This window comes from Microbacterium sp., assembly GCF_031178445.1.
Taxonomy (GTDB): Bacteria; Actinomycetota; Actinomycetes; order Actinomycetales; family Microbacteriaceae; genus Microbacterium.
In genome coordinates, this window is sequence record NZ_JAPSIY010000005.1 from 171032 (window position 1) to 195780 (window position 24749).

A 24749-nucleotide genomic window follows, 5' to 3' on the forward strand; every position below is an offset into this window, starting at 1 on the left:
CGATCCGTCGGGTCATAGGCTCGAGGGATGACCGAGGCCTCGAATCCGCTGCTCCAGCCGTCCACGCTCCCCTATGGGCTGCCCGACTTCAACGCGATACGGCCCGAGCACTACCTGCCGGCGTTCCGCCAGGCCTTCGACGAGCACCGCCGGGAGGTGTCCGCGATCACTGCCGTGCGTTCACTGCCCACCTTCGAGAACACGATCGAGGCGCTGGAGCGCAGCGGTGAACTGCTCGACCGTGTCGCGCACGCCTTCTACACCGTGAGCTCGGCTGATGCGACGCCTGAGATCCAGGCCATCGACGAGGAGCTCGCACCGCTCATGGCGGCGCACCAGGACGCGATCCGCCTCGACGCACAGCTGTACTGGAGGGTCTCCCAGGTGCACGGGCAGCTGGACGACCTCGATCTCGACGACGAGCAGCGCTATCTCGTCGAGCGCCACTTGCGCGAGATGAGCCATGCAGGCGCGGGCCTGGATGACGACGCGAAGGCTCGCCTCACCGGTCTCAACCAGCGTCTGTCGTCGCTGAGTACGACCTTCGAGAAGAACCTGCTGAACGACACGAACGAGCTCGCCGTGCTCTTCGACGATGTCGCCGAACTGGACGGGCTGAGTGCGGGAGAGCTCAGCGCGGCTTCCCGAGCCGCGGCTGATCGCGGCGAGGAGGGCAAGCATCTGGTCACGCTGCCGTTGTTCAGCGGGCACCCGTATCTCTCGGCCCTGACCGTGCGGGAGAGCCGCCGGCGGATCATGGCAGCTTCCCTCACTCGCGCATCACGCGGAAACGGGAACGACAATCGCGCGGTGCTCACCGAGATCGTGCGTCTGCGCGCAGAGCGCGCAGCGCTGCTGGGCTACGCCTCGCACGCCGCCTACATCACGGCCGACGAGACGGCCGGCTCCCCCGAGGCTGTCGAACGGATGCTCCGTCGCCTCGCGGTGCCGGCCGCGCGGAACGCGGAGCGGGAGCGGGTCGCTCTGCAGGAGATCATCGACCAGAGCGCGCCCGAGCCGTTCGAGCTGGAGGCGCACGACTGGGCGTTCTACACCGAGAAGGTCCGCCAGGCCCGCTACGACATCGATACCGCGGCGCTGCGCCCGTGGTTCGAGGCCGAGCGCGTCCTGCGCGACGGTGTCTTCTTCGCGGCGACGAAGCTGTACGGCGTGAGCTTCACCGAGCGGGAGGATCTGGACGCGTATCACCCCGGCGCCCGGGTCTTCGAGGTGCACGACACCGACGGCGCCGCGGTCGGACTGTATGTGCTCGATCTTTACACGCGCGACTCCAAGCGCGGAGGCGCCTGGATGAATCCGATTGTGAGCCAGTCGGCCCTGCGCGGAACTCTGCCGGTGGTGGCGAACAACCTCAACGTCTCGCAGCCCGGCGAGGGTCAGCCGACCCTGCTCACCCTCGACGAGGTGACGACCCTGTTCCATGAGTTCGGGCACGCCCTGCACGGTCTGTTCGCACGCGTGACGTATCCGCACTTCTCCGGCACCAACGTGTTCCGCGATTTCGTCGAGTTCCCCAGCCAGGTGAATGAGATGTGGATCCTCTGGAGCGAAGTGCTCGACAACTACGCCCGCCACTACGAGACCGGTGAGGCTCTGGATCCGGGCATCGTCGAGCGCCTGCGCGCGACGGAGACGTTCGACCAGGGTCACGCGACCAGCGAGTACCTCGCCGCGGCCTGGCTGGATCAGGCTTGGCACCGGGTGCAGGACGGGCCGGAGATCGGCGATGTCGCGGCGTTCGAAGCGGCCGCGCTCGAGGACGTCGGGTTGCGCAACGCGGTGGTTCCGACCCGCTATTCCTCCACGTACTTCGCTCACGTCTTCTCGGGCGGCTACAGCGCCGGGTACTACTCCTACATCTGGAGCGAGGTGCTCGATGCCGACACCGTCGAGTGGTTCCGCGAGAACGGCGGACTGACGCGGGAGAACGGCGACCGGTTCCGGCAGCGGCTGCTCGGCGTGGGCGGTTCGAAGGACCCGCTGGAGGCGTACCGCGACTTCCGGGGCCGGGATGCCGAGATCGGTCCGCTGCTGACGCGCCGCGGGCTGGCGGACTGACGCCTGATCATGCCGATGCGCGGCTGAGCCACTCCCGCGCCTTGTACCAGGTCAGCTGATGGTAGCTCTGCTCGAGCTCTGAGCCGAGGGTGTCGAACGGCCGCTTCCGTACGGCGATCGCCTCCCCCTCGTCGAGTTCCTGCTCGGCGAGGTGCACGCAGTGCAGCGCGAGGAAATGGTGCACGCGGTTGGTGTGGTTGCCGAAGTTCGCCCAGGTCGCACCGAGGTCGACGATCTCCGCGGCTGCGTGGCCGGTCTCCTCCAGAAGCTCGCGACGAGCGGCGTCCAGAGGCTGCTCGCTCGCCTCCACCGCACCGCCGACCGTACCCAGGGCTACGGCGCCGGCGCCGTGCCGGTACTCCTCGACCACGACGGCCTCCCCGTCGGGAGTGAGCGCGAGCAGCGAGATCCACTCCGCTGGTTCGAGTACGTAGTACGGCGCGATCACGCGCCCTGCGGCATCCTCGCACTCGTCGGCGCGCAGACGTATCCAGCGGTCGGCGACGATCGTCTCGCTGCTCCGCACCCGCCATGGCAGGGGTGCGGCTGTCATGACTCGGGACCCCTGGCCGGAGTCAGGTGCTCCTGTGCTTGCCTGCGAGCACGGCGGTGGATGGTGCTCCAGCGTCGACGGTGGCCGTCGTGACGGTGATCCTGGTGACGCACCGACCTCACCCTTCCTGTCAGCCGAGCACCCGTACCGGGAGCTCCGTCTCCACGCCCGCACCGCCGTTGCGAGACACGGCGGCAACAGATCTGTCTCCGCGCTCGCTGACCGCTTCCACGATCTCGCCGTCGCGCCAGACGATCGCGGTGTAGTCGTCGGCTGCGTGGCCCTCGGGGACCGCCCCGGAGCCGACCCAGTCCAGGTACAGCTCCCGGCGACCGGGTTCGCCGAGGTAGTGGGGGCAAGCGCTCCCCGGCAGGAAGCCGAGCCCGTCAGACAGCGGGGCGAGGGGGCCGAAGGAGTCCGTCGACGAAGCTTCGAACCAGCAGTTCATCCCCGCGCTGAGACCTGCCAGGATCGTTCCGGCCGCAGCGGCCTCTCGCAACACCTCGGGAACGCCGTGCAAGCGCCAGATCGCAAGCAAGTTCGCCGTGGAACCACCGCCGACGTATATCAGGTCCTGCTCCAGCAGCACCTCCGGGTCGCTGTAGTCGTATGCCGAGTTGCCGAACAGCGACAGCACCGAGGCCTGCGCCCGCCCTGCGAACGCGGCCTCGAATCGTCTGCCGTAGTCGACGGAATCGCCGCTCGCCGTCGGCACGAAGCACACTCTCGGCCGCCCACGCCCCGTGAGTTCGAGCAACAGGTCATCGATCGCCGAACCGCCGTCGTCGGACATCGAGAAGCCGCCGCCACCGAGCGTGACGATCGTGCCAGGAACCGCCACGGCTCACGCGCTCTTGCGCTTGCGTGCCAGCACAACGGTGGGCGGTGCCCCCTCGTCGACGGCGTCCTTGGTGACGATGACTTTGGTGACGTCCTCGGTCGAAGGGATCTCGAACATGATCGGGCCCAGCACGTCCTCCAGGATCGCCCGCAGCCCACGGGCACCCGTCTTGCGCTCGACGGCCAGGTCGGCGATGGAGCGCAGCGCGTCCTCTTCGAACTCGAGCTGCACGCCGTCGAGTTCGAACATCCGCTGGTACTGCTTGACCAGCGCGTTGCGAGGGCCGGTGAGGATGTCGATCAGCGCTTCCTGATCGAGCGGCGACACGGAGGTCACCACGGGGAGGCGGCCGATGAACTCGGGAATCAGGCCGAACTTGTGCAGGTCCTCCGGCAGCACTTCGCTGAACAGATCGAGGTCTTTGCCCTTGTCGTGCAGCGGTGCACCGAACCCGACGCCGTGCTTGCCGACGCGCGCCGAGATGATGTCCTCGAGACCGGCGAAGGCGCCGGCAACGATGAACAGCACGTTCGTGGTGTCGATCTGGAGGAACTCTTGGTGCGGATGCTTGCGTCCGCCCTGCGGCGGCACCGAGGCCACCGTCCCCTCGAGGATCTTCAGCAGGGCCTGCTGCACGCCCTCGCCCGACACATCACGGGTGATCGAGGGGTTCTCCGCCTTCCGCGCGATCTTGTCGATCTCGTCGATGTAGATGATGCCGGTCTCGGCGCGCTTGGTGTCATAGTCTGCTGCCTGCAGCAGCTTCAGCAGGATGTTCTCGACGTCCTCGCCGACATACCCCGCTTCGGTCAGCGCTGTGGCGTCGGCGACGGCGAACGGCACGTTCAGCCGCTTCGCGAGCGTCTGCGCGAGATAGGTCTTGCCGCAGCCGGTCGGACCGAGCATGAGGATGTTGCTCTTGGCGACCTCGATCTCGTCGGCCTTCTGCTCGGCGGGCTGCAGCGTGCCGCGGGCGCGGACGCGCTTGTAGTGGTTGTACACCGCCACCGCGAGCGACCGCTTCGCGGCATCCTGACCGACGACGTATTCCTCGAGGAAGGAGAAGATCTCACGCGGCTTGGGCAGCTCGAAGTCGGCGACGGGACCGCTGCCGGACTCGGCCATCCGCTCTTCGATGATCTCGTTGCACAGCTCGACGCACTCGTCGCAGATGTACACGCCGGGGCCGGCGATCAGCTGCTGCACCTGCTTCTGGCTCTTCCCGCAGAAAGAGCATTTGAACAGGTCAGCGCTTTCGCCGATGCGTGCCATGCGCGTCCTCCTCGAAGCCTGCCTTCAGGCGGGGTCCTGAGGGCACAGATCGAGCCTAACCGCTGGGTCGGACACCGGGGCGTATTGGCGCGCGAGGCGAAGGCCGGATCTGCTGGCAGCAGATCCGGCCTTCGCCGCCTCAGATCGTCACACCATGCTCTTGGTGTGCCACACCGTCTTGGTCTCCGTGAATGCGGTGATGCGGTCCAGGCTCTGCTCCACGGACCCCGGTCGCAGCACCCGCTTGAGCGTGTCGGCCGCTGCGATCTCCATGTCGATCCAGTCGAGACCGCCCGCGCCGGCGAGATCGATGGCGTTGACGTCGGCGTGCGCGGCGAGCCACGGCGCGATCTCAGCCGGAGAGCCGGTCAGCACATTGACCACTCCACCCGGAACGTCGCTGGTCGCGAGCACCTCCGCGAGGCTGATCGCAGAGAGCGGGAAGCGCTCGCTCGCAATCGCGACCACGGCGTTGCCCGTCACCAGCGCCGGCGCGACGACGGACACCAGACCGAGCAGCGCGGAGTCCTGCGGTGCGACGATCGCGACCACTCCAGTCGGCTCCGGCACCGAGATGTTGAAGTACGGACCGGCGACGGGGTTCGCGTTCCCGCCGACCTGCGCGTACTTGTCACACCAGCCGGCGTACCAGACCCACATGTCGATGGCAGCATCCACCTGCGCAGCCGCGGCCGTCGCGCTGACGCCCTCCTGGTCGACGATCTCGTCGACGAACTGGGCTCGGCGCCCTTCGAGGATCTCAGCGACGCGATAGAGTACCTGACCTCGGTTGTAGGCGGTCGCTCCCGACCAGCCCTTCACCGCCGCTCGGGCCGCGACGACGGCGTCCCTGGCGTCCTTGCGCGAAGCCTTCGCTGCGTTGGCCAGGAAGCGGCCCTTGGCCGAGACCACCTCGTACGTGCGCCCCGACTCGCTGCGCGGGAAGGCACCGCCGATGGCGAGCTTGTAGGTCTTCGGAACGGTCAGCCTCTTGCTCACGCGGATGCTCCCTTCAGGTACGCGGTCAGGCCATGCCGTCCGCCCTCTCGGCCGTAGCCGGACTCCTTGTAGCCGCCGAACGGGCTCGACGGGTCGAAACGGTTGAAGGTGTTCGCCCACACCACTCCCGCACGGAGCCTGTCGGCCACGGCGAGGATGCGTGAGCCCTTGTCGCTCCAGATGCCGGCCGACAGCCCGTACGGGGTGTTGTTCGCCTTGGCGATGGCCTCGGCGGGGGTGCGGAACGTGAGCACCGACAGCACCGGACCGAACACCTCGTCGCGGGCGATGCGATGCGATGCCTCGACGCCGGTGAAGATCGTCGGCGCGAACCAGAAGCCCTTGTCGGGGATGACGCAGTCGGCGGTCCACCGCTCCGCCCCCTCGGACTCGCCGATGTCGCTCAGTTCCCGTATCCTCGCCAGCTGCGCCGCCGAGTTGATCGCGCCGATGTCGGTGTTCTTGTCCAGAGGGTCGCCGAGCCGCAGCGTCGAGAGGCGATCCTTGAGCCTGTCGATGACCTCGTCATGGATCGACTCCTGCACCAGCAGACGGCTGCCGGCGCAGCACACGTGCCCCTGGTTGAAGAAGATGCCGTTCACGATTCCCTCTACGGCCTGGTCGATGGGGGCGTCGTCGAACACGATGTTCGCGGCCTTGCCGCCGAGCTCGAGGGTGACGCGCTTGTCGGTGCCCGCGATCGCCCGTGCGATGTCACGGCCGACCCCCGTCGACCCGGTGAAGGCGACCTTGTCGACATCAGGGTGCCGTACCAGCGTCGCACCGGTCGCACCGGCGCCGGTGACGATGTTCACCACGCCGGCGGGCAGGTCGGCCTGCTGCAGGATCTCGGCGAAGATGAGCGCCGTCAGCGGCGTCGTCTCCGCCGGCTTCAGCACCACGGTGTTGCCCGCCGCGAGGGCGGGGGCGATCTTCCACGCCAGCATGAGCAGCGGGAAGTTCCACGGGATGATCTGACCGGCGACCCCGAGGGAGCGCGGGTCGGCGCCGAGGCCGGCGTGGTCGAGTTTGTCGGCCCACCCGGCGTAGTAGAAGAACCAGGCCGCGACGAGCGGCACGTCGACGTCTCGGCTCTCCTTGATCGGCTTGCCGTTGTCGAGGCTCTCGGCCACCGCGAGCTCTCGCGCGCGCTCCTGCACGAGGCGGGCGATGCGGAACAGGTACTTGCCGCGATCGCGGCCGCTCATCCTGGACCACACCTTGTCATAGGCGCGGCGCGCGGCGGCGACGGCGCGATCGATGTCGTCATCGGATGCCGAGGCGACCTCGGCGATGCGGCTCTCGTCGGCGGGAGAGATCGTGTGGAAGCTCGATCCGCCGCCGTCGACGAACTCGCCGTCGATGAACAGGCCGTAGGCGTCCTTCAGCTTCAGGATCGCCTTGGACTCCGGGGCGGGAGCGTATTCCAGGAATGACATATGAGGCTCCTCAGTCGATCGTGACGTAGTCGGGGCCGGAGTAGTGTCCGGAGATGAGCTTCTGGCGCTGCAGCAGCACGTCGTTGAGCAGGCTCGATGCGCCGAAGCGGAACAGGTGCGGCTGCAGCCATTCCTCGCCGGCGGTCTCGGCGACCGTCACGAGGTACTTGATCGCATCCTTGGAGGAACGGATGCCGCCGGCCGGCTTGACGCCGATCTTCTCACCCGTGGCACGGTGCCAGTCGCGCACCGTCTCCAGCATGAGCAGCGTCGTCGGGAGCGTGGCGGCCGGCTGAACCTTGCCCGTGGAGGTCTTGATGAAGTCCCCGCCCGCGAGAATCGAGAGCCACGACGCGCGCTTGATGTTGTCGTACGTGTTCAACTCGCCCGTCTCCATGATGACCTTGAGCGATGCATACGTGCCGTCCTCGCGGCGGCACGCCTCCTTCACACGGGCGATCTGGTCGAACACCAGCCCGTAGCGTCCTTCGAGGAAGGCGCCACGGTCGATCACCATGTCGATCTCGTCCGCACCGGCAGCGACCGCTTCAGCGGTGTCTGCCAGCTTGACCTCGATCGACGCGCGGCCGGACGGGAATGCGGTCGCGACGGCGGCGACGGCGATACGACCGTCGTCAGGGTCGCCGTGCACGTCGCCGAGCGCCGCCACCGCGTGCCCGACCATGTCGCCGTATACGCAGACTGCCGCCACGAGAGGCGTGCCGGGGTCGGCGGCGTCCGGATTCTTCGCCTTGGCGACGAGCGATCGCACCTTGCCTGCCGTATCGGCGCCCTCGAGAGTCGTGAGGTCGATCAGCGAGATGATCTTGTCGAGAGCCCACGCCTTGGATGTCGTCTTGATCGAGCGGGTGCCGAGGCCGGCAGCCCGCTGCTCGAGACCCACCGCGTCCACGCCGGGCAGGCCGTGCAGGAACCGGCGCAGAGTCGCGTCGTCGGGTTCACCGCCCAGCACATCGACGGCATTGCGCCGGACGATTTCTGTGGTCGTCACATGTCCTCCAAGAGTGCTTGTGCTGTGGATTCGTCCGTCACCACGACGCTGCACAGCCCGTTGCTCACGACTGTACGCGCGATGTCGTGCTTGAGGGCGCCGGCGGTGACGAAGATGGATCTGGGCGCTGAGCGCAGCTGTTCGAGCGCCACGCCGACGGTGCGCGCGTCGAGCTCGGGATCGACGATGTTGCCGTCGGCGTCGATGTACCGGCCGAGCACATCGCCGACGGCACCGCGGCGGGCGAGCTCGGCGATGTCGTCGACGGTCAGGTAGCCGTTCTCGACATGCGCGGAGGCAGGATCGCACGGTCCTGCGGTGAACAGGAAGGTGCTGGCGTGCGCCGCCTGATCGAGGATACCCGCGACGGTGCGATCGGACTCGATCGCCTGCTTGGTCTCCACGCGCTCGAGAATCGCGGGGCTGGGCAGCAGCACCGCCTGACCTGCGCCGCGATGGGCGATCGTCGCCGCGACGGATGCCGCGCCGCCGGAGCGGCGGTTCAGGCTCACTCCTCCGTTGGCCTGCACGACGGTGACGCCGCGCGCCCAGCCGTCGGGCAGCGCGTCGGCGATGGCGGTCAGGGTGCGGCCCCAACTGACCGCGAGCACCCGGGGAACGGGCCGCAGTGTGGTGAGCAGATCGGCCGCGGCACGCGCGACGCGATCGAGCACGGCATCCTGCTCATCGGGCGCGGGCACCACGATGGCGTCTTTGAGGGCGAAACGCTCCACGAGCGAGCGCTCGAGGCCGAGCCGGCGGGCGCGGGGATGCACGATCTCGATCCGCACGATCCCACGCTCGCGCGCCTGCACGAGCAGCCGGCCGACCTTCCACCGGGAGATGCCGAGGATCGCTCCGATCTCGTCCTGCGTCCTGTTCTCGTCGTACGAGAGTTCAGCGACCCTGACCATCAGCAATTCGTCGTCCACGGCATCCTCCTTCCTCCGCATCCAGCCTACGAGTCGGCCGACGCACGCGCACCTGTCTGCTCAGATGAGCAGCGCGCCCTGCCTGCATGCGCATCTGCAGGCCGCATCCGGCCCCCTCGCACCGCTCGCGCCGTTCGGCTCGCGCGGAGCTGGACGGTTGCCGCGGAGGACGCGACGAGAACGTCTGCCCCACGTGCAGGAGAGTCGACGTGTCCCGCCGACACGACAAGAGCGGCCCGAGTGTCCCGGGCCGCTCTTCGTCTCTGATCGATTCAGACGCGCTTGCGAGAGGTGAGCACCTGGTCGACGATGCCGTACTCCTTGGCTTCGTCGGCCGAGAGGATCTTGTCGCGGTCGATGTCCTTGTTGATCTGCTCGACGGGCTTGCCCGTGTGACGAGCCATGGTCTCCTCGAGCCAGGTGCGCATGCGCAGGATCTCCGCCGCCTGGATCTCGATGTCGGAGGCCTGACCGTGACCGGCCTCACCCATCGCCGGCTGGTGCATGAGCACGCGGGCGTTGGGCAGTGCGAGGCGCTTGCCCGGCGCGCCGGCGGCGAGCAGGACGGATGCCGCCGAGGCGGCCTGACCGAGCACGACGGTCTGGATCTGCGGCGCCACGTACTGCATGGTGTCGTAGATCGCGGTCATCGCGGTGAACGAGCCACCGGGCGAGTTGATGTACATGGTGATGTCGCGCTCGGAGTCCTGGCTCTCGAGCACGAGCAGCTGCGCCATGACGTCGTCTGCCGAGGCGTCGTCGACCTGCACGCCGAGGAAGATCACGCGGTCTTCGAACAGCTTGTTGTACGGGTCCTGGCGCTTGAAGCCGTAAGCGGTGCGCTCCTCGAACTGCGGGAGGATGTAGCGGCTCGAGGGCAGATCGCCGGCGGAGCGGAACGTGGGTGTGTACATGTGGTTCTGTCCTGCCTTACTTGTCCGCACCGGTGCCACCGCCGCCGTGCACGTCGCTGGCGTGCTCGCGGATGTGGTCGACGAATCCGTACTCGAGCGCCTCGTCGGCGGTGAACCAGCGGTCGCGGTCACCGTCGGCGTTGATCTGCTCGACGCTCTTGCCGGTCTGCGCCGCCGTGATCTCGGCGAGACGCTTCTTCATCGACAGGATCAGCTGGGCCTGCGTCTGGATGTCGCTGGCCGTGCCGCCGAATCCGCCGTGCGGCTGGTGCAGCAGAACCCGGGCGTTCGGCGTGATGTAGCGCTTGCCCTTGGTGCCGCTGGTCAGCAGCAGCTGACCCATCGACGCGGCCATGCCGATGCCGACCGTGACGATGTCGTTCGGGACGAACTGCATGGTGTCGTATATGGCCATGCCTGCGGTGATCGATCCGCCGGGTGAGTTGATGTAGAGGTAGATGTCCTTCTCGGGATCCTCGGCGGCGAGAAGGAGGATCTTCGCGCAGATCTCATTCGCGTTCTCATCGCGCACCTCAGAGCCCAGCCAGATGATGCGATCCTTCAGCAGTCTGTCGAAGACGCTCGTCGCGACCAGGGGTTCAGCCATGTCAGCTCCTGTTTCCGTGTTTCGGTGATTCGAATCTACCGGCGGGCGACAGCGCCATCTCCCGTGTTCGCCGTCGGCATATCAGCCCGCCGGCCCAGCTCTCCCGCATATGCGCCCACGGACCTGCCGTAGCGCGGCAGATGAGGCGCGAGCGCCTCCAGCGCGACGGCCGTCGCCGCGATCGGATCGCCTGCGGACGCGAGCGACAGCGCGTAGAAGGCGGATGCTGCGTCGCGCAGCGGTCCCCCGCGCTCACGTTCGATCCGCAGCAGTTCGAGGCTCTCGACGACACGACCCAGATTGCGCAGCGTGCTCGCCAGCTGGATCGTCGCCTGCGCGCGCAGATCATCGGGAAGACCGAGCTCGAGCGCACGCCGGTACAGCGGCTCGGCCTCTGCCTCGAGGCCCGCGGCGTCGCGTGCCCCCGCCTGCTCGAAGGCGGCGCGCGCCGCGTCGCCGCACGTCTGGGCGATCGCGTCGATGCGCGAGATCCGCTCCTCATCCCCCAGGGATGCGTCATCCCAGACCGCCCCGAAGCGATCGTTCCCGTCCATGCGTCTCCTCAGCAGACGAAGAAGGGCGGATGCTGCGTCAGCATCCGCCCTTCTCAGCGATCGTGGATCACTCGGCCTTCTCGGCGTCGTCCTTCTTCGCGGCGGCCTTCTTCGCCGGAGCCTTCTTCGCGGCCGGCTTCTTCTCGGTCTCCGCGTCGCCCTCGGCGTCGGCGTCCTTCTTGGCCGGAGCCTTCTTCGCGGCGGCCTTCTTGGCAGCCGGCTTCTTGGCGGGCTTGTCCTCGGCGCCGGCCTCGGTCTCCTCACCCTCGTCAACGTCGCCGATGAACTCCGACAGGTCGACGTCCTTGCCGTTGCTGTCGACGACCTTGACCTTGCCGAGCACCGACGCGAGCGCCTTGTTGCGGGCGACCTCACCGACCAGTGCCTGCAGCTGGCCCGCACCCTGCAGAGCCTCGACGAACTCCTGCGGAGCCATGCCGTACTGCGCGGCGGACTGGATCAGGTACTGGCTGAGCTCCTCCTGCGAAACCTGCACGTTCGCGCCCTCGGCGATCGTGTCGAGCAGCACCTGCGTGCGGAACTGCTTCTCACTCGCCTCGGCGACCTCGGCACGGTGCTCGTCATCCTCGAGGCGGTTCTCGGACTCGAGGTGGTTGTGCACCTCGTCCTCGATGAGCTGAGCCGGAACCGGGATCTCGACCTTCTCGAGCAGCGTCTCGATGAGCTGGTCGCGGGCCGAAGCGCCCTGGGTGAACACGCCCTGCTGGCCCACGCGCTCGGCGAGGCTCGCCCGCAGCTCGGCCACGGTGTCGAACTCGGAGGCCATCTGCGCGAAGTCGTCGTCGGCTTCGGGGAGCTCGCGCTCCTTGACAGCCTTGACGGTGACCGAGACCTCGGCCTCCTCGCCTGCGTGGTCGCCGCCCACGAGCGTGGAACGGAAGGTGGTCTCCTCACCTGCGGTGAGCGAGTCGATGGCCTCGTCGATGCCCTCGAGGAGCTCACCCGAGCCGACCTCGTAAGACACGCCTTCGGCGCGGTCGATCTCGTTGCCCTCGATGGTGGCGACGAGGTCGAGCTCGACGAAGTCGCCCTTGGCAGCCGGGCGGTCGACCGGGATGAGGGTGCCGAAGCGCGCACGGAGGTTGTCGAGCTCGGCGTCGATGGCGGCATCATCGGCCTCGACGGCGTCCACCGTGATCGTGATGTCGTCGAAGGAGGGCAGCTCGATCTCAGGGCGCACGTCGACCTCGATGTCGACGAGCAGATCACCCGAGAAGTCCTTCTCGTTCGGCCACTGCGTGATGTCCGCTGCGGGGCGCCCGACCATGCGGATGCCGTGCTCTGCAGCAGCCTCACGGAAGAAGCCGTCGAGTCCCTCGTTCACGGCGTGCTCGATGACTGCACCGCGGCCGATGCGCTGATCGATGATCGGCGCGGGGACCTTGCCCTTGCGGAAGCCGGGGATCTGCACGTCCTGAGCGATGTGCTCGTACGCGTGCTTGATGCTGGGCTTGAGGTCCTCGGGGGTGACCGTGATGCTGAGCCTCACCCGGGTCGGGGACAGCTTCTCGACGGTGCTGTTGGCCATACTGGTGTGTTCTCCTTGTGGTTCCCGCGTGTACGACGCGGTCGTGAAGTCTTGTGACCGTGGTCGGGGCGACAGGATTTGAACCTGCGACCTCCCGCTCCCAAAGCGGGCGCTCTACCAAGCTGAGCTACGCCCCGGCTTGAACCCGCGCGCACGGGAACGGCCTCAACGAGTCTAACGGACGGGAGCACCTCCGCCGTCCGCTATGCTTTACAGGGCGCTCCGATGATCTCGGTGCCATCACGGGGATGTAGCTCAATGGTAGAGCCTCAGTCTTCCAAACTGATTACGCGGGTTCGATTCCCGTCATCCCCTCTGATGAGAAGGCCCCCGCCGTCCGGCGGGGGCCTTCATTCATTCCGGCAGGCGCGACAGCGTCCGCAACGCGCGTCGCGGCGCCGCCCGCCGGGGTCGGACGCGAAGAGGCCGCCGTGTCATCGACACGGCGGCCTCTCGTCTTCGGGCTCGTCCTCAGCTCTGGCCGCGACGCTCCCGCAGCTGCGTGAGCGCGTCCTCGAGGAGCTGTTCGGCCTCCTGGTCGGTGCGGCGCTCCTTCACATACGCCAGGTGAGTCTTGTAGGGCTCGGCCTTGGCCAGCTCCGGCGGGTTCTGCCTGTCACGTCCAGCCGGAAGCCCGCTGTGCGGGTGATCGATGATCTCGGGGATCTCCTCGTCGGGCAGCCCGGCGGCGAAGTACCGAACGGTTTCGTTGCCCAGCCCGTCCCAGTAGGAGACGGCGATGCGGTCGGCGTGATAGCCGTGGTCCTGCTCGCCCATGGGGCCCGATCCGACACGAGTGCCTCGGATCGCGTTTCCACCGGTTGCCATCAGATCACCTGAACCTTCGTGATGAGACCGAGCGCGACGATCGACACGAACCACACCAGTGCGAGCACCACGGTGAACCTGTTGAGGTTGCGCTCAGCGAGCCCGGAGGACCCCACGGCCGCGGACATGCCGCCGCCGAACATGTCGGAAAGGCCGCCACCGCGGCCCTTATGGAGAAGGATGAGGAGCGTCAGCAGCACGCTGCTGATACCCAGCAGCACCTGCAGCACGAACTCGAGAACCTGCACGAGAAGAAGCCTTTCGCCAGGGCCGCGAACGACCCGCCTAGCTGTCGATTATAGGACGAGGCGCATGCGCGCCCCGTCCGACTCACACGCCGACGTGCTTCTCGAAGCGAACGATCGCCGCGAACTCGTCGACGACGAGGCTCGCGCCGCCCACGAGGGCGCCGTCCACATCAGGCTCGCGCATGAAGCTCGCGATGTTGCCCGACTTCACTGAACCGCCGTACAGCACGCGGGTGCGCGCCGCCGCATCGTCGTCCAGAGCCGATGCGATGACCTTGCGCAACGCGGCGCAGACGTCCTGCGCCTGTGCCGGCGTGGCAGCCTGGCCGGAGCCGATCGCCCAGACCGGCTCGTAGGCCACGACGATGTCGGCAGAGGCCGGAACACCGTCGAGCGCCTTCTCGAGCTGGCCTGCAGGGACGGCACTGGCACCGAACCTCTCGAGATCCTCCGCCGTCTCGCCGACGCAGATCACCGGCACGAGCCCGTGCTTGAGCGCAGCCTTCACCTTGGCGTTGACCAGATCGTCGCCCTCCTGATGGTACTCGCGGCGCTCTGAGTGGCCGATGATGACGTAGCCGACGCCCAGCTTCGACAGGAACGCGCCCGAGACCTCACCCGTGTACGCACCGGAATCATGCGGCGAGAGGTCCTGCGCGCCGAGGGCGAACGGGATCTTGTCGGCATCGATCAACGTCTGCACCGAGCGGATGTCGGTGAACGGCGGGAAGACCGCCACCTCGACGGAGTCACCCTCGTGACCGGCGTCCTTCAGAGTCCAGTGCAGCTTCTGCACGGTCGCGACCGCCTGCAGGTGATCGAGGTTCATCTTCCAGTTGCCGGCGATCAGCGGGGTGCGCCGGTTCGGGGTCGCAGTGTTCACTGCCATCCGAGGACCTCCAGTCCAGGTAGCTTCTTGCCCTCGAGGAACTTGAGGCTCGCGCCCCCGCCCGTCGAGATGTGTCCGAACTCATCGTCGCCGAAGCCGAGCTGACGCACTGCGGCAGCGGAATCGCCGCCACCGACGACTCCCAGGCCGTCGACCTCCGTCAGCGCGCCGGCGACGGCCTTGGTGCCGGCCGCGAAGGCCGGGAACTCGAACACGCCCATCGGACCGTTCCAGAAGACGGTCTTCGAACCGCGGATCGCGTCGGCGAAGCGCGCGGCGGTCTCCGGTCCGATGTCGAGGCCGATTCCGGATGCGCCGAACGAGGTCTGCTCGATCGCCTCGGCGGAGACCACCTCGTGCTCGGCATCCGCGGCGAAGGCGGATGCGACCACGATGTCGGTCGGGAGCACCAGCTCCACGCCGCGCTCCTTCGCCTCTGCGATGTAGCCCCGTACGGTGTCGAGCTGATCCTTCTCGAGCAGGCTGGATGCGACCGCGTGTCCCTCAGCAGCGAGGAATGTGAAGAGCATCCCCCCGCCCACGAGCAGACGATCGACGCGCGGCAGCAGATGCGAGATGACGCCGAGCTTGTCGCTCACCTTCGATCCGCCGAGCACCACCGTGTACGGGCGCTCGGGATTCTCGGTGAGGCGGTCGAGGACGTCGAGCTCTGCGGCGATCAGCAGGCCGGCCGCCGACGGGAGGATCTCGGCCAGCTCGTAGACGCTGGCCTGCTTGCGATGCACGACGCCGAAGCCGTCCGAGACGAACGCATCGCCGTGCGCCGCCAGCTCGCCCGCGAACGCACGACGGGTCTGGTCGTCCTTGGCGGTCTCCCCGGCGTTGAAGCGGAGGTTCTCCAGGACGACCACATCGCCGTCCTCCAGAGCCGCGACCGCTTCGCGCGCCGACTCGCCGACGGTGTCGCGTGCGAAGGCGACGGGCTTGCCGAGCAGCTCTGACAGGCGCTGGGCCACCGGCTCCAGGCTGTATTGGGGGTCGGGCGCACCGTCGGGCCGCCCCAGGTGCGAGCAGACGACCACGCGAGCGCCGGCGTTGATGAGTGCGTTCAGAGTCGGAAGCGAGGCTCGAACACGACCATCGTCCGTTATGACCCCGTCCCGCAGGGGGACGTTGAGGTCACAACGGACGATGACGCGCTTGCCCTCGAGTGAACCCAGAGAGTCCAGGGTGCGCAGAGTCATGTGTATGAGCTTAGAGACGCTCGGCGACGTACTCGGTCAGGTCGACGAGGCGGTTGGAGTAACCCCACTCGTTGTCGTACCAGCTGGAGACCTTGACGAGGTTGCCGCTGACGTTGGTCAGGCCGGCGTCGAAGATCGACGAGTACGGGTTCTGCTGGATGTCGCTCGAGACGATCGGGTCCTCGTTGTACTGCAGGATGCCCTGGAGACGACCGTCCGCGGCGGCGGCGCGGTACGCGGCGTTGATGTCGTCGACCGTGAGGTCCTCGCGACCGGTCACAAGGGTGAGGTCGACGATCGAGCCGGTGGGCACCGGCACACGGTACGAGGAGCCGCTGAGCTTGCCGTTGAGCTCGGGCAGCACCAGGCCGATGGCCTTGGCGGCACCTGTCGACGCCGGGACGATGTTGATCGCCGCCGCGCGGGCGCGGTGCAGATCGCTGTGCGGGCCGTCCTGCAGGTTCTGGTCGGCGGTGTAGGCGTGCGCGGTCATCATGAAGCCGCGCTCGATGCCGAACTCGTCGTTGAACACCTTGGCCAGCGGCGCGAGGCAGTTGGTGGTGCACGAGGCGTTCGAGATGACGTTCATGGTGGCCGAGTCGTAGCTGTCCTCGTTCACGCCCATGACGAAGGTGCCGTCGACATCGGTGCCCGGCGCCGAGATGATGACCTTCTTGGCGCCGCCTGCGATGTGCTTGGAGGCGTCTGCGGCCTTGGTGAAGCGGCCGGTCGACTCGATGACGATGTCGACGCCCAGCTCGCCCCACGGCAGGGCCGCCGGGTCGCGCTCCTCGAACACCTTGATGGCGCGGCCGCCGACGTTGATGACGTCACCCTCGTAGGAGACCTCGTCGGCGAGGCGTCCGCCGACCGAGTCGTACTTCAGAAGGTGCGCGAGCGCCTTGTTGTCGGTGAGGTCGTTGACTGCGACGATCTCGAGGTCCGCGTTCTGCGCGAGCGCCGCGCGGAGGAAATTTCGTCCAATACGACCGAAGCCGTTGATACCGATCTTGACAGACACGAAAGTCTCCTGGTTCTTAAGGTGTTTTCCGGCGGGTTTCGCGGACAACGGCGTCCTGATGGGCGTTTCACCCATCAGGACGCCCATCTTTTACGACAGTACCAGCAGGCCGGCCGTCTTCTCACGGGCCGTTACGAAGCGCTGGGACACGTTCTCCCAGTTGGCGATGTTCCACGCGGCCTTCACGTAGTCCGCCTTCACGTTCAGGTAGTCGAGGTAGAACGCGTGCTCCCACATGTCGAGCTGGAACAGCGGCACCGTGCCCTGTGCGGTGTTGGAGTGCTGGTCGAACAGCTGCTGGATGATCAGGCGGGCGCCGATCGGGTCCCAGCTCAGCACGGCCCAGCCGGATCCCTGGATGCCGGTCGCGGCGGCGGTGAAGTGGGCCTGGAACTTCTCGAAGGAGCCGAAGAACTCGTCGATGGCCGCCTTCAGCTCACCCTCGGGCTGTCCCCCGCCGTTCGGCGACAGGTTGGTCCAGAAGATGGAGTGGTTCACGTGGCCGCCGAGGTTGAACGCGAGGTCCTTCTCGAGCTTGTTCACGTTCGCCAGGTTGCCGCTCTCACGGGCCTCGGCGAGCTGCTCGAGCGCGGTGTTCGCACCGGCGACGTAGGCGGCATGGTGCTTGTCGTGGTGCAGCTCCATGATCTTCGCGCTGATGTGAGGCTCGAGCGCCGCGTAGTCGTACGGGAGGTCAGGAAGCGTGTAGGTCGCCATGTCTCTTTCATCCAATCCGCGCCGCGCCGCGGCGCTTGCCGGTCCCCCGCGCGCCGAAGTGCGCAGCGAGGCAGACGTTTCACATCCTACTGACGGCAACGTGACACGTCAGGGGATCCTTCCCGGGATGACGAGATCGAGCCTGCGTCGCAGGCCGCCAAGGGGTCGGCGACGCCGCGCGGGCGCTGTCGAGGCGCCCGGCTGAGCCGCCCTGCGGACGGGTTAGTCCTCCAGGCCGGCCGGGACGGCGTCCTCGGTGCCGGGAATCCCCTCCTGCTGCGCGCGCTTGTCGGCCATGGCGAGAAGACGGCGGATGCGGCCCGCGACGGCGTCCTTCGTCAGGGGCGGGTCGGCGTGGTGCCCGAGCTCGTCGAGACTCGCGTCGCGGTGCGCCAGACGCAGATTGCCGGCCGTGCGAAGGTGATCGGGCACGTCATCGCCGAGGATCTCGAGCGCGCGCTCGACACGGGCGCAAGCGGCCACCGCCGCCTGCGCGGAGCGGCGCAGATTCGCGTCATCGAAGTTCACGAGGCGGTTGACACCCGCTCGCACCTCGCGCCGCTGACGCATCTCCTCCCAGGCGGCCGCAGTGCGACCTGCGCCCATGATGCTGAGGATCGACCTGATCGCCTCGCCCTCGCGGACGACGACACGGGGAAGACCGCGCACCTCACGCGCCTTGGCGGTGACGCCGAGGCGGTGTGCCGCGCCGACCAGAGCCATCGCGGCCTCGCCAGACGGGCAGGCGACCTCGAGCATCGCCGAACGGCCGGGCTCGCTGAGCGATCCGGCGGCGAGGAACGCTCCACGCCAGAGGCCGGCGAGCTCTTCGGGCGAGCCGGTCGTCAGGCGGTTCGGAAGGCCGCGCACGGGACGACGGCGTGCGTCCAGAAGCCCGGTCTGACGGGCGAGGGTCTCACCCGCCGCGATCACGCGCACCGCCCAGCGGGCGCCGTCACCCGCGGACTGCGCGCTGCTCGACTTAACCTGTGCGATCTCAGGACGAACACCGTAGATCTCAGCCAGGTCACGAGCGACGCGACGAGCCAGGAGCTCGGCGTCGACCTCGGCCTCGACGGCCACGCGACCAGCGATGGAGTGCAGTCCACCGGCGAAACGGAGAATGGTCGTCACCTCCGCGACGCGCACCGTCGGGGGCGCATTGCGAATGCTGACGAGCTCTGCCTTGACGTCGGTGGTTAGTGCCACGAGACTCCTTCACGATCCGCGCGCCGGATCGCGACGCAAGGGAACAGCCTACAAGGCCCGGGTCGATCCCACCGACTCGAGCGCCCCGCGATCATTCCCGTCCGAGGTCCCTGTGGCGCACGTTGACCGAGACGCCGGGCGCGTCGGCCAGGCGTTTCGCGAGCTCCTCGGCGGTGGCCACGGATCGGTGCTTCCCGCCAGTGCATCCGATGGCGACGGTGGAGTGACTCTTGTTCTCCCGCTGGTAGCCCTCGAGCACAGGACGCAGGGCCGCAGCGTAGGCGTCGAGGAACTCTTCGGCGCCGGGCCGCGACAGCACGTAGTCGCGTACGTCCTCGTCCTGCCCGGTGTGGTCGCGCAGCTCGTCCTTCCAGAACGGGTTGGGCAGGAAGCGCATGTCGGCTACGAGGTCCACATCGGTGGGCAGCCCGTATTTGAAGCCGAAGCTGATGATGGTGAGGCGGTGACGCGCGGCGCCCTCTTCGGAGAAGAGTTCTGAGACCTGCATGGCCAGCTGATGGACGTTCAGCATCGAGGTCTCCACCAGGAGGTCGGCCGCCTCGCGGATCGGCGCCAGCCGCTGACGCTCTGCCCTGATGCCGTCGAGCAGCGTCCCCTCGCCCTGCAGCGGGTGCGGTCGTCGCACCGACTCGTACCGGCGCACGAGCACGTCGTCCGACGCGTCGAGGAACAGCACCTTGACCCCGCCGCGGGCGCGCAGTGCCCGCGCCACGCCCGGGAAGTCGTCGAAGAGGCTGCGTCCGCGCACGTCGACCACAGCGGCGATCTTGGGCAGGTTGCCCGCTCCCATGTCGGTGAGTTCGAGCAGGGGCCGCAGCATCTGCGGTGGCAGATTGTCGACGACGTACCACCCGAGATCCTCGAGGGCGTTGGCGGCTGTCGTGCGTCCTGCGCCCGACATACCGGTGACGATCAGGAATTCGCCCTTTTCAGCGGCGGCCATCGACGACTCCTCTCCCGGGTCAAGCCTATCCAGTCGCGGGCATCCCTCCACCATCGGGCACCGGAGTTGATGCGAGAGTCGCGGGCTCCGGCGATGCGGATTCGCGTCTCGGCGCGCTCGCCCCGGCGAGGTGCATGCAGATCGACGCGGCGAGAGCCGGGCCGATGCCGTTCACCTCCGAGACCTGGGCAGCGGTGGCGGCGCGCAGTGCAGCCACCGATCCGAAGTGCTTCAGCAGCGCCTTGATGCGCGCCTCACCGAGGCCGGGGATCTCGCTGAGCACCGTGGAGATGTCGCGGCGTCGGCGCCGTCGCTGATGCGTGATGGCGAAACGGTGCGCCTCATCACGCAGACGTTGCACGAGATACAGCGCCTCGCTCGTGCGCGGGAGGATCACCGGGAAGTCGTCGCCGGGCAGCCAGATCTCCTCGAGCCGCTTGGCGATGCCGCACAGGGCGATCTCGGTGTGACCGCTGTCCTCCAATGCACGAGCCGCTGCCTGCACCTGTGGCCGCCCTCCGTCGACGATCAACAGCTGCGGACGATAAGCGAACCTCGGCTTGCGCCGGCCCTCCTGCTCCTCGGCCTCGCCCTCGTCGGAAGGCGCATCGACCCTGGCGAGGCGGCGCATGAGCACCTGGTACATGGAGTCGGTGTCGTCGGTGGTCTCGGCGATGTTGAAGGAGCGGTACTGATCCTTGCGCGGCAGACCGTCCTCGAACACGACCATCGACGCGACGACGTTCGTGCCGCCGAGGTGCGAGATGTCGAAGCATTCGATGCGCAGTGGCGCCTCTTCCATGCCCAGCGCCTCCTGCAGGTCGGTGAGCGCCTGGGTGCGGGCCACGTAATCGCTGGTGCGCCGGGTCTTGTGACGCAGCAGCGCCTGCTGTGCGTTCAGTGTGGCCGTGCGCATGAGCTCGGCACGCTGGCCTCGCTGGGCGACGGCGATCTCGACCTTGCGCCCGCGTCGTCCCCGCAGCCACTGCTCGAGCTCGGGGGCGTCGGGCGGAAGCGTGGGGACCAGCACCCGACGCGGCACATCGGACGCGTCGCCGTAGGCGCGCTGCAGCACCTGCTCGACCAGCTCTCCGCCGGAGATGTCGAGCTCCTTGTCCAGCGTGACCGCGCGAACCGCGCGCACACGCCCACCGCGGATCACGAAGTGCTGCACAGCTGCCGCCAGCTCGTCCTCGGCGATGCCGAACAGGTCTGCATCCTCGTCGGACGGCAGCACCAGCGCGCTCTTGCCGAGCACCGCCTCGATGGCGAGCAGTTTGTCGCGATGCTTCGCGGCGGCCTCATAGTCCATTGCGGCGGATGCGGCATGCATCCGCTTGGTCAGCTCGCGGGTGAAACGCTCGTCGCCTCCTGCCATGAAGGCGACGAAGTCGTCGACCATGGCGCGGTGCTCCTCGATGGTCACCTTCATGGAGCATGGACCACCGCATTTGCCGATCTGCCCGGGGAAGCACGGCCGACCGGTCTGCATCGCCCTCTTGTAGCTGGCATCGCTGCAGGTGCGGATCGGGAAGGCCTTGACCATCAGATCGATCGTCTCGTGCACGGCCCATACCTTCGGGTACGGGCCGAAATAGCGCGCACCCGGGATCCTGCGGTTGCGGGTGACCATCACGCGCGGTGCTTCGTCGCCGAGCGTGATCGCCATGAACGGATACGACTTGTCGTCGCGGTAGCGCACGTTGAACGGCGGATCGAACTCCTTGATCCACATGTATTCGAGCTGAAGCGAGTCGACGTCCGTGGCGACGACGGTCCACTCCACCGAGGCGGCGGTCGTCACCATCCGCCGCGTGCGCTCATGCAGCGTGCGCAGCGGTGCGAAGTAGTTCGACAGCCGCTGGCGGAGGTTCTTCGCCTTGCCGACGTAGAGCACCCGGCCGTCCTTGTCGCGGAAGCGGTAGACCCCGGGGTCTGTGGGGATCTCACCCACCCGCGGCTTGTAGGGCAGGACGTCCGCCATCAGCCCGCCTTGCGTGCCGCGCGGCCCTCGCCCAGGATCTCGGCGAGGAACTGACCGGTGTGGCTCTCCTCCACGCGGGCGATCTGCTCTGGGGTGCCCGTGGCGAGGATCTCGCCGCCACCCGATCCGCCCTCCGGTCCGAGGTCGATGACCCAGTCGGCGGACTTGATCACGTCGAGGTTGTGCTCGATGACGATGACGGTGTTGCCCTTGTCGACGAGTCCGCCCAGCACTTCGAGCAGTTTCCGGACGTCTTCGAAGTGCAGACCGGTGGTGGGCTCGTCGAGCACGTAGATGCTGCGGCCGTTGCTGCGGCGCTGCAGCTCGGTGGCGAGCTTCACGCGTTGCGCTTCACCACCGGAGAGCGTGGTGGCAGCCTGACCGAGGCGCACGTAGCCGAGGCCGACGTCGACGAGGGTCTTCATGTACCGGTGGATGGCCTGGATCGGCTCGAAAAAGTCCGCAGCCTCCTCGATCGGCATCTCGAGCACCTCGGCGATGTTCTTGCCCTTGTAGTGCACGGCGAGCGTGTCGCGGTTGTACCTCTTGCCATGGCACACCTCGCAGTCGACGTACACGTCGGGCAGGAAGTTCATCTCGATCTTGATCGTGCCGTCGCCCGAGCACGCCTCGCAGCGTCCTCCCTTGACGTTGAAGCTGAACCGGCCCGGCTGGTAGCCGCGCACCTTCGCCTCAGGGGTCTCGGCGAACAGTGCACGGATGCGGTCGAACACGCCGGTGTACGTCGCGGGGTTCGATCGCGGCGTCCGGCCGATGGGCGCCTGATCGACGTGCACGACCTTGTCGAGGTTGTCGAGCCCTGTCACCCTGGTGTGCTTGCCCGGGACCGTCCTCGCACCGTTGAGCCGTGAGGCGAGCACCTGGTAGAGGATGTCGTTCACCAGGGAGGACTTGCCCGATCCGCTCACGCCGGTGACGGCTGTGAGCACACCGAGCGGGAAGTCTGCCGTGACGTTCTTCAGGTTGTTCTCCCGCGCACCGACGACACTCAGCATCCGCTTGCGATCGATCTTGCGCCGCTTCGCCGGGGTGGCGATCTCGCGACGTCCGGAGAGGTAGTCGCCGGTCATCGACTCGGTGTCGGCCAGCAGGGCGCTGTACGGCCCCGAGTGCACGACCTCTCCCCCGCCGACACCGGCGCCCGGCCCGATGTCGACCACCCAGTCGGCTGCCTCGATCGTCTCCTCGTCGTGCTCGACGACGATGAGCGTGTTGCCGAGGTCGCGGAGCTTCTCGAGCGTCTGGATCAGACGGCGGTTGTCGCGCTGATGCAACCCGATCGACGGCTCGTCGAGCACGTACAGCACCCCGGTGAGACCTGACCCGATCTGGGTGGCCAGCCGGATGCGCTGGGCCTCTCCGCCGGAGAGCGAGCCGGCCGAGCGACTCAGGTTGAGGTAGGCGAGGCCCACCTGAAGCAGGAAGTCCAGACGCAGCCGGATCTCGCGCAGCACCTGCGCGGCGATCTTCGCCTCGCGATCGGTGAGCACGAGCTTCTCCATGAATCCGCGGGCCTCGGCCAGGCTGAGGTGCGAGACCTCGGCGATGGAGTGGCCGTGCACGAGCACCGACAGCACTTCGGGCTTGAGCCGGTCGCCGTTGCACACCGGGCAGGGCACCTCACGAAGGTACTCACCCCAGCGGTTGCGCTGAGTGTCGCTCTCCGCCTGCAGGTACTGGCGCTCGATATAGGGCACCACTCCTTCGAACCCCGAGCTGTAGCGCATCTCTCGGCCGTAGCGGTTCTTCCACTTCACGGTGACCTTGTAGTTGTCGCCCCGCAGCACGGCCTCGCGCACGTCGGAGTGCAGCTTCTTCCACGGGGTGTCGAGCGAGAAGTCGAGATCGCGGGCGAGGCCCTCGAGCAGGCGTTCGTAGTACTGGAACAGGCCCTTGCCCTGGGTCGTCCACGGCAGGATCACGCCCTCCCGGATGGAGAGCTCCTCATCACCGAGCATGAGGTCGACATCGACCGACATCCGCGTTCCGAGACCCGAGCACGCCGGGCACGCCCCGAACGGCGCGTTGAACGAGAACGTGCGCGGCTCGATCTCGGTGAGCGTGATGGCGTGGCCGTTCGGGCAGGCGAGCTTCTCGGAGAACGACTGCCAGGCGGCATCCCCCTCTTCGTCGACGAAGTTCACCTGCATCACACCGCCGGCGAGGCTGAGCGCGGTCTCGACCGAGTCTGTGACCCTGCCGAGGATGTCGGGCGATGCGACCAGGCGGTCGACGACCACCGCGATGTCGTGCTTGTAGCTCTTCTTGAGCGTCGGCGGTTCGGCGAGCTGAATGAGGTCGCCGTCGACGATGGCCCTCGAATAGCCCTTGGCGCCGAGCTCGCGGAAGAGGTCGACGAACTCGCCCTTCTTCTGCGAGACCACCGGCGCCACGATCTGGTAGCGGGTGCGCTCTGGCAGCTCCATCAGCTGATCGGCGATCTGCTGCACCGTCTGCCGCTGGATTCGCTCACCGCACTGGGGGCAGTGCGGCACGCCGATGCGCGCCCAGAGCAGGCGCATGTAGTCGTAGATCTCGGTGATCGTGCCCACCGTCGAACGGGGGTTGCGGTTGGTCGACTTCTGATCGATCGACACCGCGGGGCTCAGGCCCTCGATGAAATCGACGTCGGGTCGGTCCACCTGCCCCAGGAACTGACGCGCGTAGGCGCTCAGCGACTCGACGTAGCGGCGCTGCCCCTCGGCGAAGATGGTGTCGAACGCGAGGCTCGACTTGCCGGACCCCGACAGACCCGTGAACACGACGAGGGAGTCGCGCGGGATGTCGATGTCGACGTTCTTGAGATTGTGCACGCGGGCACCGCGAACACTGAGTTTTCCGGAGGAGGCGACGGGAACGATGGGCACCCGTCAAGTCTAAGAGGGGCCACCGACACCGGCTCCGCCGGCGGC

21 protein-coding genes, 2 tRNA genes and 1 pseudogene are annotated in these 24749 nt (G+C 67.6%); 2 read left to right on the plus strand and 22 right to left on the minus strand.

Going from position 1 to position 24749, the window contains the following annotated elements:
* The first annotated feature begins 27 nt into the window (after nt 1-27).
* On the plus strand, nt 28-2079 hold the full coding sequence (locus tag RIN43_RS09115; RefSeq protein WP_309128591.1) for a M3 family metallopeptidase: 2052 nt from the start codon (nt 28-30) through the stop codon (nt 2077-2079).
* A gap of 7 nt (nt 2080-2086) precedes the next feature.
* Here the strand turns inward: RIN43_RS09115 and RIN43_RS09120 are convergent, their stop codons facing one another.
* The 12 genes and pseudogenes from RIN43_RS09120 to RIN43_RS09175 all read right to left on the minus strand — a co-directional run bounded on the left by RIN43_RS09120 (nt 2087) and on the right by RIN43_RS09175 (nt 12888).
* Entirely contained in the window at nt 2087-2632 is a 546-nt protein-coding gene (locus tag RIN43_RS09120; protein ID WP_309128592.1) for an NUDIX hydrolase, read from the minus strand.
* A gap of 130 nt (nt 2633-2762) precedes the next feature.
* On the minus strand, nt 2763-3473 hold the full coding sequence (locus tag RIN43_RS09125; RefSeq protein ID WP_309128593.1) for a peptidase E: 711 nt from the start codon (nt 3471-3473) through the stop codon (nt 2763-2765).
* A gap of 3 nt (nt 3474-3476) precedes the next feature.
* Nucleotides 3477-4745 (minus strand): ATP-dependent Clp protease ATP-binding subunit ClpX, encoded by a 1269-nt coding sequence (clpX, locus tag RIN43_RS09130; RefSeq protein WP_309128594.1) that lies wholly within the window; start codon nt 4743-4745, stop codon nt 3477-3479.
* Nucleotides 4746-4892: 147 nt separating this feature from the next.
* A complete protein-coding gene (locus RIN43_RS09135) occupies nt 4893-5744 on the minus strand; it encodes an aldehyde dehydrogenase family protein (protein WP_309128595.1) in 852 nt (283 codons plus the stop codon).
* Nucleotides 5741-7183, minus strand: coding sequence for an aldehyde dehydrogenase family protein (locus tag RIN43_RS09140; protein WP_309128596.1), 1443 nt, complete (start codon nt 7181-7183; stop codon nt 5741-5743). The genes RIN43_RS09135 and RIN43_RS09140 overlap by 4 nt, the downstream gene beginning before the upstream one ends.
* 10 nt (nt 7184-7193) lie before the next feature.
* Entirely contained in the window at nt 7194-8195 is a 1002-nt protein-coding gene (deoC, locus tag RIN43_RS09145; RefSeq protein WP_309128597.1) for a deoxyribose-phosphate aldolase, read from the minus strand.
* Complete coding sequence (locus RIN43_RS09150; protein ID WP_309128598.1) at nt 8192-9127, minus strand: sugar-binding transcriptional regulator; 936 nt, start codon at nt 9125-9127, stop codon at nt 8192-8194. The genes deoC and RIN43_RS09150 overlap by 4 nt, the downstream gene beginning before the upstream one ends.
* 272 nt (nt 9128-9399) lie before the next feature.
* Nucleotides 9400-10041, minus strand: coding sequence for an ATP-dependent Clp protease proteolytic subunit (locus RIN43_RS09155; RefSeq protein ID WP_309128599.1), 642 nt, complete (start codon nt 10039-10041; stop codon nt 9400-9402).
* Between the two features lie 16 nt (nt 10042-10057).
* Nucleotides 10058-10660 (minus strand): annotated as a pseudogene (locus RIN43_RS09160) (ATP-dependent Clp protease proteolytic subunit); the annotation flags it as partial.
* Between the two features lie 23 nt (nt 10661-10683).
* Complete coding sequence (locus tag RIN43_RS09165) at nt 10684-11202, minus strand: tetratricopeptide repeat protein (protein WP_309128600.1); 519 nt, start codon at nt 11200-11202, stop codon at nt 10684-10686.
* Between the two features lie 67 nt (nt 11203-11269).
* Complete coding sequence (gene tig, locus RIN43_RS09170; protein ID WP_309128601.1) at nt 11270-12751, minus strand: trigger factor; 1482 nt, start codon at nt 12749-12751, stop codon at nt 11270-11272.
* A 60-nt stretch (nt 12752-12811) separates the two neighbouring features.
* A tRNA-Pro gene (locus RIN43_RS09175) sits at nt 12812-12888 on the minus strand.
* Nucleotides 12889-12995: 107 nt separating this feature from the next.
* Between RIN43_RS09175 and RIN43_RS09180 the strand changes: the two genes are divergently transcribed.
* Nucleotides 12996-13066 (plus strand) — tRNA-Gly (locus RIN43_RS09180).
* A gap of 156 nt (nt 13067-13222) precedes the next feature.
* Here RIN43_RS09180 and RIN43_RS09185 read toward each other — a convergent pair.
* From RIN43_RS09185 to uvrA, 10 genes are all read right to left on the minus strand, one after another.
* Nucleotides 13223-13579 carry an RNA polymerase-binding protein RbpA gene (locus tag RIN43_RS09185; RefSeq protein WP_309128602.1) on the minus strand — a complete coding sequence of 119 codons (357 nt, stop codon included), beginning with the start codon at nt 13577-13579 and terminating at the stop codon, nt 13223-13225.
* A complete protein-coding gene (gene secG / locus RIN43_RS09190) occupies nt 13579-13827 on the minus strand; it encodes a preprotein translocase subunit SecG (protein ID WP_309128603.1) in 249 nt (82 codons plus the stop codon). The genes RIN43_RS09185 and secG overlap by 1 nt, the downstream gene beginning before the upstream one ends.
* An 82-nt stretch (nt 13828-13909) precedes the next feature.
* Nucleotides 13910-14716 carry a triose-phosphate isomerase gene (tpiA, locus tag RIN43_RS09195; RefSeq protein WP_309128604.1) on the minus strand — a complete coding sequence of 269 codons (807 nt, stop codon included), beginning with the start codon at nt 14714-14716 and terminating at the stop codon, nt 13910-13912.
* Nucleotides 14707-15921 (minus strand): phosphoglycerate kinase, encoded by a 1215-nt coding sequence (locus RIN43_RS09200; RefSeq protein ID WP_309128605.1) that lies wholly within the window; start codon nt 15919-15921, stop codon nt 14707-14709. Before RIN43_RS09200 ends, tpiA begins: the two co-directional genes overlap by 10 nt.
* A gap of 10 nt (nt 15922-15931) precedes the next feature.
* On the minus strand, nt 15932-16942 hold the full coding sequence (gene gap / locus RIN43_RS09205; RefSeq protein ID WP_309128606.1) for a type I glyceraldehyde-3-phosphate dehydrogenase: 1011 nt from the start codon (nt 16940-16942) through the stop codon (nt 15932-15934).
* A 90-nt stretch (nt 16943-17032) separates the two neighbouring features.
* On the minus strand, nt 17033-17659 hold the full coding sequence (locus RIN43_RS09210) for a superoxide dismutase (protein WP_309128607.1): 627 nt from the start codon (nt 17657-17659) through the stop codon (nt 17033-17035).
* Between the two features lie 222 nt (nt 17660-17881).
* On the minus strand, nt 17882-18868 hold the full coding sequence (whiA, locus tag RIN43_RS09215; protein WP_309128608.1) for a DNA-binding protein WhiA: 987 nt from the start codon (nt 18866-18868) through the stop codon (nt 17882-17884).
* Between the two features lie 91 nt (nt 18869-18959).
* Entirely contained in the window at nt 18960-19832 is an 873-nt protein-coding gene (rapZ, locus tag RIN43_RS09220; protein ID WP_309128609.1) for an RNase adapter RapZ, read from the minus strand.
* Between the two features lie 25 nt (nt 19833-19857).
* Nucleotides 19858-21816, minus strand: coding sequence for an excinuclease ABC subunit UvrC (gene uvrC / locus RIN43_RS09225; protein ID WP_309128610.1), 1959 nt, complete (start codon nt 21814-21816; stop codon nt 19858-19860).
* The gene (gene uvrA / locus RIN43_RS09230) at nt 21816-24704 is read right to left on the minus strand and encodes an excinuclease ABC subunit UvrA (RefSeq protein WP_309128611.1); all 2889 of its coding nucleotides are present in this window, start codon (nt 24702-24704) and stop codon (nt 21816-21818) included. The genes uvrC and uvrA overlap by 1 nt, the downstream gene beginning before the upstream one ends.
* Nucleotides 24705-24749 lie beyond the last annotated feature (45 nt).

What these genes read in the sequence shown, in the direction of transcription:
- clpX (WP_309128594.1), bottom strand. Translation starts at nt 4,745, where the DNA reads ATGGCACGCATCGGCGAAAGCGCTGACCTGTTCAAATGCTCTTTCTGC.
- RIN43_RS09115 (WP_309128591.1), top strand. Translation starts at nt 28, where the DNA reads ATGACCGAGGCCTCGAATCCGCTGCTCCAGCCGTCCACGCTCCCCTAT.
- rapZ (WP_309128609.1), bottom strand. Translation starts at nt 19,832, where the DNA reads ATGGCCGCCGCTGAAAAGGGCGAATTCCTGATCGTCACCGGTATGTCG.
- RIN43_RS09120 (WP_309128592.1), bottom strand. Translation starts at nt 2,632, where the DNA reads ATGACAGCCGCACCCCTGCCATGGCGGGTGCGGAGCAGCGAGACGATC.
- RIN43_RS09200 (WP_309128605.1), bottom strand. Translation starts at nt 15,921, where the DNA reads ATGACTCTGCGCACCCTGGACTCTCTGGGTTCACTCGAGGGCAAGCGC.
- RIN43_RS09140 (WP_309128596.1), bottom strand. Translation starts at nt 7,183, where the DNA reads ATGTCATTCCTGGAATACGCTCCCGCCCCGGAGTCCAAGGCGATCCTG.
- tig (WP_309128601.1), bottom strand. Translation starts at nt 12,751, where the DNA reads ATGGCCAACAGCACCGTCGAGAAGCTGTCCCCGACCCGGGTGAGGCTC.
- RIN43_RS09185 (WP_309128602.1), bottom strand. Translation starts at nt 13,579, where the DNA reads ATGGCAACCGGTGGAAACGCGATCCGAGGCACTCGTGTCGGATCGGGC.
- tpiA (WP_309128604.1), bottom strand. Translation starts at nt 14,716, where the DNA reads ATGGCAGTGAACACTGCGACCCCGAACCGGCGCACCCCGCTGATCGCC.
- RIN43_RS09210 (WP_309128607.1), bottom strand. Translation starts at nt 17,659, where the DNA reads ATGGCGACCTACACGCTTCCTGACCTCCCGTACGACTACGCGGCGCTC.
- RIN43_RS09155 (WP_309128599.1), bottom strand. Translation starts at nt 10,041, where the DNA reads ATGTACACACCCACGTTCCGCTCCGCCGGCGATCTGCCCTCGAGCCGC.
- uvrC (WP_309128610.1), bottom strand. Translation starts at nt 21,816, where the DNA reads ATGGCGGACGTCCTGCCCTACAAGCCGCGGGTGGGTGAGATCCCCACA.
- RIN43_RS09165 (WP_309128600.1), bottom strand. Translation starts at nt 11,202, where the DNA reads ATGGACGGGAACGATCGCTTCGGGGCGGTCTGGGATGACGCATCCCTG.